Below are 7,541 nucleotides of genomic sequence, written 5' to 3'. Positions count from 1 at the left end.
ACCCGGCCCACCACGGTCACCGCCGCAAGCGCACGCTTGGCCCGCTCCAGTTCCGTCCCCTCTCCCGGCATGAGGCTCGCCAGCCGATAGGTCTGGAAATTGCGGCACTGCCTGTCCCCCGGCCGGGCAAGGCGCGCGCGGACATAGCCTTCGAAATGATGCTCCTTGGCGAGCTTTGCCCCCCATGTGTCGGCGTTCTGCGTCCGCTCAAAGCGATAGGCCGATTTGATCCGCTCGATGGGATCGCGCAGCAGCATGAAGGAGATGACGCGCACCCCCGCGACCTGCGGGATCGGCCCCATCATGGTGTGCGAGGAATAGGCCACCGCTTCGGGGGTTTCCCTGATCCACTCCTCGACCAGCGCGGTGTTGTTGCCGCCCATGCCGGGAAACTCGCGCGTTACCCATTTGCCGGGGAAATTGCGTTTGAGGATCGCATCCACCGATGTGCCTGCGTTCTTAAACAGGTGGTAGTGAAGGATGATGGTGCGTTCCATCCCCTCACACCGCCCCAAACAAATCCACCGCCTCGAAGGCGGCTTTCATCTGCGTCCGGCCCCGCGCGAAGGAGAACCGCTCGGCGGCGTAGGTGCGGGCGGCGGTGGACATGGCTGTCCAGAGCGCGTCATCGGTGCTGAGCCGGGTAATCGCCTCGGCCCAGTCCTGTGGCGTCTCGGCGATCAGGCAGTCATGGCCGTGGCGCAGCCCTGTCCCCTCGGCCGCGACGGGTGACAGCACGCAAGGGATGCCATGCGCGATCGCCCCCAGCACCTTGCCCTTGATCCCCGCCCCCGACAAAAGCGGCGCGACAAAGATGCGGTGGCGGTGATAGGCGTCGGCCACCGTCTCGACATAGCCGACCGGGTCGATCATGTCGGAGGCCAGCGCCGTGATATCGGCCTTCATCCCCGCGCCATAGATCGACAGATGCGCCCCCTTGAGCCGCGGCATCACTTGGGCGGCGAACCAGCGCACCGCTTCGGCATTGGGGTGGTGGTTGAAGCTGCCCAGAAACGACAGCCCCGCGCGGCCCTTGAGCGGCGGCACGCTGTCGGGGATGTCGACCACCCAAGGGCAGGTCATGACGCGGACCTTGCCCTCGGTATGCGAGGCGATGACGGCGTGTTCCACCTCGTTATAGCTCAGCACAAGGTCGGCGTTGCGCATCATCTCAAGCTCTTCGTCGCGGACCCGGCGCATGGCGGCAAGGCGGGATTGGTCATCCTCGCTGATCGCGGCACGCAATTCGCGCAGGAAATGCAGATCGGCATTGTTGAGGATGATCCGCGCCTTGGGGTTCGCACGGCGGATATGGGGGATGCTATCTTGGGCGACGTAGTAGCGGGTGATGTAGACCGCATCGAATTCCGCGGCGCGTTTCTCGAGGAACTCAGGCACCGACAGGTAGAAGGGGGCGGTGATCACCTCGACCCCCTTGTTTTGCAAGATATCTGTCTGGCTGCCGAAATGGGCAAGGTTTTGCGGCAAAAAGGTCACCTTGTAGCCCAGCGATTGCACCAGCTCGATCTCGCGGTGGGCGGCGTAGGACCCGGCATCGCGATCTTCGCGCGGCGTGGTGTAGTCGATGAACAGAACCCGCCCGATGATGCCGCGATCCTTTTCCAGATCGGGCTCATGCCCCTCGCGGCCGAATTGCGCATAGTCGCGTGCCCAGCGGCGCTTGAACTTGGGGCGGTTGACCTCTTGAAAGCTTTTGAAACCGGACGAGACATCGGTGCCGCTGGTCATCCCCTCGAAGTGATAGACGATGGAGGAGGGGACGAACCAAGTGGTGTAGCCCGCCTCACGCGCCTTGAAGGCAAAGTCGGTGTCTTCGAAATACATCGGCTCGAGGTACTCCGACAGGCCGCCGATTTCGTCCCAGATCGCCTTGGTCGTCATCATCGCGGCGCCTGACAGGTAATCGACCTGTCGTGCGTAGCAAAAGCGCGGCTCCCACGGGTTGGCGTGGTTGCCGTAGTTCCAAGGATTGCCGCTGCCCCAGATGATGCCGCCCGCATCTTGCAGCTTGCCATCGGGGTAAAGCAGTTTCGACCCCACAAGCCCGACGCTGTCGAAGCGCACAAAGGCATCGCAGAGCGCGTCAAGCCAGCCCACGGTCGGCTCGGTGTCGTTGTTCAGTAGCACGACATATTCGCCGCGCGCGGCCGCTACCCCGGCATTGCAGGCGCGGATAAAGCGCTGCGGCTCGATGTTGCGAATGACGGTGATACCCGAAACAATCCCTTCGATCTCGGCCGTCTCGTCGGTCGATGCGTCATCGACCAAGATCACCTCGAACGAGGTCGTGTTATGCGCGGCTAATAGCGCGCAGAGGCCGTAATACGTCACCTCGACCTTGTTATGGGCGGGGATGATCACGCTGACGGTGGGCTTGTCGACCTTCGGAAAGGCGATCGGCTTGAGCTTGAGCGTCTCGAACGTCAGGTCGAGCGTGGCGAAAGCCGTTGCAAGCGCGCCGGGGTCAAGGCCCGGCACCGGCTTGTCCAGATGGGCGCGCAAGGCCCGGTAGCGGTGATTGGCGCGGATCGTCAGATCGGTCGGGTAAGGTGCGCGCGTTTCGCGCACCATGACCTCATGCGGGGTCAAAAGGCGCGGCGCCAGCACCGGCAGCGACAGGAAATCATGACTGCCCGACATGTCGCGGATCGAGATGTCGACCACCTCACCACACAGGCATGCGGCTGGCAGCCTGACGAATGTATCCTCGATGCCGATATGGGCCTCTTGCAGCGGCTTGCCATCGACAAAGATCATCACCGCTTGGGGCTTTTCCGCCTTGAGAACCAGCGCATGGCCGTAATCATCGACGAGTTCTATGCTATTCTCTATCGGCGCAAAGATCGGCTTGCTCTCCGTATCGAGTTTGAAGGTCACCGACGCATCGCCCGCACGGCGGAAAAGCGGGATATGGGCGCGATACCAATGATCCTGCGTCACACGCGTCGTGGTGATTACGCTTTGGCGGGGTTGAAGGCTGTCGGTCCTAAGATTGGGGCTGACGACACGTGCATTGGCGATGAAGAGATAGGGGTAGTTGTCCGACCCATCCGGCCGATAGCCATCGTATTTGATCTGAATCGTGATCTGTTGCGCGGTCTTGCTGTGCGGCAGGGGAAGCGCGATTTTCTGATATCCATCGACTTGCCTCCCTCCGGTGAAGCGCGGGTCAAGTTTTACGGTTATTTCCTCTGCATCGGCGCCTTGGCCTTTTTCGCATGTCACCACGAGGCTTGCCTTGCAGCGATGCGCAGCGACGTAAGCCTCGAATTGAAGCTTCTGTTCGGTTGCCGCTATGCTTAACGGATGTGCGATCTCGATAAGGCGCGGCTGTTCGGCGCCATCGACCTTGATCTGCAGGGTTTGACCGTTCTCCAGCGCCCAATCCGAAAGCAGGTTGACATGCGCCTCGGATTTGAACGCGGCCTCGGCCTCATCCGTGCCCGGCACATGCTCGGTCAATTTCACATCGCTTGCCGGATAGTCAAAGTTGCGCCGCAACGGTAGATTGGCCAATGCGATATCGAGATCATCGATCAGTGTCAGTGCGATCATCTGACCCTGCGCTTCGACCTGCAATCCATCGGAAAGCGCCGTCTTGCCTGCCCGGATCAGGAGTTCGTTCCCGACCAGCGTCGCGCTTTGCACAAGTTTCGCCAATTTCGTCAAAAGACAATATCTCCACTAAAGATGTGTTCTTTGGAGCGGAGGTGTGGGGGCGAGTCAAGCCCATAGGCGGACTGGCGGCATGTCTGCGGGCAGGGCGTGGCGTGCGGCGCGCGCATGCGACCGGCGCGCGCGTGCGGCTTACAGGGGTGCGGTCATGTTGTGCTGAAACTGGCTGGGGTGGTAGGATTCGAACCTACGGTACGCGGTACCAAAAACCGTTGCCTTACCACTTGGCTACACCCCAACCGTGCCGCGCTAGTTACGCTGGGAGCGACGAGGGATCAAGACCCCGTTTCCACAAAATCTGATGCAGCGCGCAGCCTCTCGCCGGGGCGCTAAAGCCGGATCGGATCGGCCTTTGCCAAACGGTCGAAACCCATCAGCCCAGCCACCAGCGCGGGCATCTGAGAAAGGGGTATCATGTTCGGCCCATCAGAGGGCGCGCGGTCGGGGTCTTCATGGGTTTCGATGAAGACACCCGCGATCCCAAGCGATACGGCGGCGCGCGCCATCACGGGGGCGAACTCGCGCTGGCCGCCCGAACTGCCGCCTTGGCCGCCGGGTTGTTGCACCGAATGAGTAGCGTCCATCACCACCGGGTAGCCGGTTTTCATCATCTCGGGCAGGGCGCGCATATCAGCCACCAGCGTGTTGTAGCCGAAACTGGTGCCGCGCTCGGTCAAGATGATCCGCCGGTTGCCGGTTGATTCGATCTTGGCCACGACATTGGGCATGTCCCAAGGGGCAAGGAACTGGCCCTTTTTCACGTTGATCACCGCCCCGGTCTCGCCTGCGGCCAGCAACAGATCGGTCTGGCGGCACAGAAAGGCGGGGATCTGGATGATATCGCAGACGGCGGCGGCGCGCGCGCAGTGATCGGCGCCATGCACATCGGTCAGCACCGGGCAGCCAAGCTCGGCCTTCACATCGGCCAGCACTTGCAGCCCTTCATCCATGCCAAGGCCGCGCTTGCCCGACAGGCTGGTGCGGTTGGCCTTGTCATAGCTGCCCTTGAAGACAAAGCCTGCGCCCGCCTTGTCACAAATCTCGGCCATGGCGCGCGCGATCATCAGCGCGTGATCACGGCTTTCAAGCTGACACGGTCCTGCGATCACGGTCAGCGGGCGATCATTGCCCATGGCCAAACGGCCTGTTTCAACGATCTGCATGGGCTCTCCCGTCCGATTTAGGCGTCAGGTCAGGAACTGACCTGTTCTCTGAGGATCGATGCGGTCATCGACACCATCAGGTAAATGCCCGAAAACACGAGGAAGGCAAGCAAGGTATTCTCGAAGGCACGCGGATAGGCGGCACGATCGGGTGCTACCGGGAAAACACCCATCGACAGATAGAGCGACTGGCGATTGGCCTCGATCCGCGCGGTTTCAAGCTGTTGCAGGGCTTGGGCCAGCATCATCTGGCGGGTTTCCAGATCGGCTTGCGCGATGACCAGTTCCGATTGGATGCGCGCAAGCGACGCGCCGCCGGTCTGTGTTTCGGTCAGCGTGCTGCGGAGTTGCGCGATCAGGGTTTCAAGCCGCGCGATGTTGTTTTCGGCCACTTCGACACGGGTCGGATTCGGGCTGCGGGCCGACATTATCTCGGCTAGCCGCAAACGCTCTTGCTGGGCCTCCAACTCGAAGGTCGAGATTTGCTGGAACACGGCCGAAACCTCGGCCTCGGCCGACAGCACGCCGCGTCGCTCCTGCAATTCCAGCACGCGGGCCTGTGCCTCGCTCACGCGTCGCTCGGCATCCTCATAGCTTTCGCGCGCGCCGGCCATCTGGTCTTCGCGCAGGCGTTGGCTCATGCGGTCCACGCGCTCTTCGGCGTAACGGATCAGCGCTGCGGAAAAGGCTTGGCTTGTCAGGGGGTCAGAGGCCAGCATCTCCAGCTTGACCACGCCTTCGGTGGGATCATAGCCGATGGTCAACTGATCACGATAAGTGGAATAAACGCTTTCGACCGCCGCGTCCGGCTCGAGCCGCAGCAGCGGATCCATGTTCGGGGCCGAGAAATGTTCCCGGAAGTTCAGCTCTTCATCCAGTCGCAACATCGCCTCGCGGCTTTCGAGATAGCTTTGCACCACGATGCTTTCTTGCACCGTCGCGAAGCTTGTGCCGCCCAAAAGCCCGCCAAGCCCGCCCGCCGAGCTGGAGCCGCCGCTTTCGGCCTTTTGGATCACGAATTCCGTATTCGTCGCATAAAGCGGCGTGGCCACGCGGAAAAAGTAAAATGCCACAAGCAAGGTCGGCAGCAATACGAACATGCTCAACCGCGTCGCCAGCAACACAAGGCGGCGGCGGCGGCGGCGGGCGATATCGCGTTGGACCTTCATGATTTCCGCGGCCCGCTCGTCGGCGCTGATCGGGCGCGGTCCGGCGGTTGTGGCGGGTGGCTGGACGGGCCGGGTCGTGGCAGGAAGCATCGTTGCCGCCGTGGCGGGGGTCTCTCCCTCGCCCGCACCTTCGCCACCACGGGCATTGGATACCACCATGTCCAGCATGTTCGCCGATGCGAAAGGGTCCAGCCCGCGCGCGCGCAGCAAGCGGACGGCGTCGAAATCCGAGGCCGGGCTCAATCCGTTCTTCTGCGCGATACGGCGCGCCATGCGCAATTGGCGGCCTGTCAGCCCTTCGGCGCGGATTGCGGCGATCTCGCGCTCGGCTTGTTCGGCGTCGCTCATGCCATGTTCTTCGGCTTGGGCTTGGGCCAGCGCGGTCACTTCGGCTTGCGCAGCGGCGGCAGAGCCGGGCATCGCCAGATCGCCGAAACCATCCTCGACATAGGTCGGTGGCGCAATCAATTCCTCGGCCGAGGGCGCGCCACGGATCGGGGTCGGCGGCGTAGGCGTTATCGCGCCCTCACCGTAATCGGCCTGGCTGCGCATACCATCGTTGCGCCGGATGCGGAATTTACGCGCTTTGGGTCTGGTAGTCATAAAGCTGCTTGGCCTCTTCAAGCGTGTCGAACTCGTACAATTGCCCATCGCACAGCACGGCCGCCCGGCGTGCGAATTTCTCGAGCGTTTGCGCCTGGTGGGACACGATCACCACGGTCGCATGTTTCAGCCGGTCAGCCAGAATGCTGCCCGCACGGCGGTTGAATTCCGTATCGGTCGTCATCGGCATGCCTTCGTCGATCAGGTAGATGTCGAAATCGAGCGCCAGCAGCAAAGAGAAGTTGAACCGCGCCCGCATCCCCGCCGAATAGGTGCCGACGGGCATGTCGAAATATTCCTCGATCTCGCAGACCCAGCGGCAGAAAGCTTCGACATAGTCCGGGTCCAGCCCGTAAAGCTGGGCGATGTAGCGGGCATTTTCGCAAGCTGACAGGCGGCTGATCACGCCACCCATGAAGCCCAGCGGGAATGAGATACGCGCATCGCGATAAATCCGCCCCTCATCGGGCTTTTCCAAACCCGCCATCATGCTGATCAGCGTGGTTTTGCCCGTGCCATTGGGCGCGAGGATGCCGAGCGAGGAACCCAGCTCCACTTTGAACGAGGCACGATCAAGGATTACCTTGCGCCGTTCGCCTGTCCAAAAGGATTTCGATACCTCAGCGAATTCCAACATTTACGCGCCTGCCGCTCATTACTGGCTACTGTTTCCCCATGCCGTCGATCATGGGATGATCTTGTCGTCACCTGCCACAATAGCAGGTCTAGCGGGGATTTGGGGCGGGATTATGTCCAATCCGCCCCGCGAGGCCGCTGATAACCTCAATTTTCGGTGAATTGACGTTTTTTGAAACGCGGATGGCCGGGCATTTTGTCTCCGCGCCGCCGCGACCATGCGCCTCGCGATGATGGCTTGCCGCTTTGCGTCTGGGCGAATACCGCATGGGGC

At 61.8% G+C, this 7,541-nt stretch carries 5 protein-coding genes and 1 tRNA gene; all 6 read right to left on the bottom strand.

The window, feature by feature from the left end:
- On the bottom strand, positions 1–497 hold a 497-nt coding region (locus ACTG4J_RS05970), incomplete at its 3' end, for a sulfotransferase family 2 domain-containing protein (RefSeq protein ID WP_439137916.1).
- A gap of 4 nt (positions 498–501) precedes the next feature.
- Positions 502–3,681, bottom strand: coding sequence for a glycosyltransferase (locus ACTG4J_RS05965; protein ID WP_439137914.1), 3,180 nt, complete (start codon positions 3,679–3,681; stop codon positions 502–504).
- A gap of 178 nt (positions 3,682–3,859) precedes the next feature.
- Positions 3,860–3,934: transfer RNA gene (locus ACTG4J_RS05960), tRNA-Gln, on the bottom strand.
- Between the two features lie 91 nt (positions 3,935–4,025).
- On the bottom strand, positions 4,026–4,859 hold the full coding sequence (gene kdsA / locus ACTG4J_RS05955; RefSeq protein ID WP_439137913.1) for a 3-deoxy-8-phosphooctulonate synthase: 834 nt from the start codon (positions 4,857–4,859) through the stop codon (positions 4,026–4,028).
- Between the two features lie 29 nt (positions 4,860–4,888).
- Entirely contained in the window at positions 4,889–6,631 is a 1,743-nt protein-coding gene (locus tag ACTG4J_RS05950; protein WP_439137912.1) for a capsule biosynthesis protein, read from the bottom strand.
- Positions 6,606–7,268 carry an ABC transporter ATP-binding protein gene (locus ACTG4J_RS05945; RefSeq protein ID WP_439137910.1) on the bottom strand — a complete coding sequence of 221 codons (663 nt, stop codon included), beginning with the start codon at positions 7,266–7,268 and terminating at the stop codon, positions 6,606–6,608. The genes ACTG4J_RS05950 and ACTG4J_RS05945 overlap by 26 nt, the downstream gene beginning before the upstream one ends.
- Between the last annotated feature and the right edge of the window lie 273 nt (positions 7,269–7,541).

It is taken from the genome of Roseicyclus sp. (assembly GCF_965662675.1).
In the GTDB taxonomy this organism is placed as follows: domain Bacteria; phylum Pseudomonadota; class Alphaproteobacteria; order Rhodobacterales; family Rhodobacteraceae; genus Roseicyclus.
Note: the sequence above shows the minus strand (reverse complement) of the source record. Positions and strands in the feature narration are given on the sequence as shown.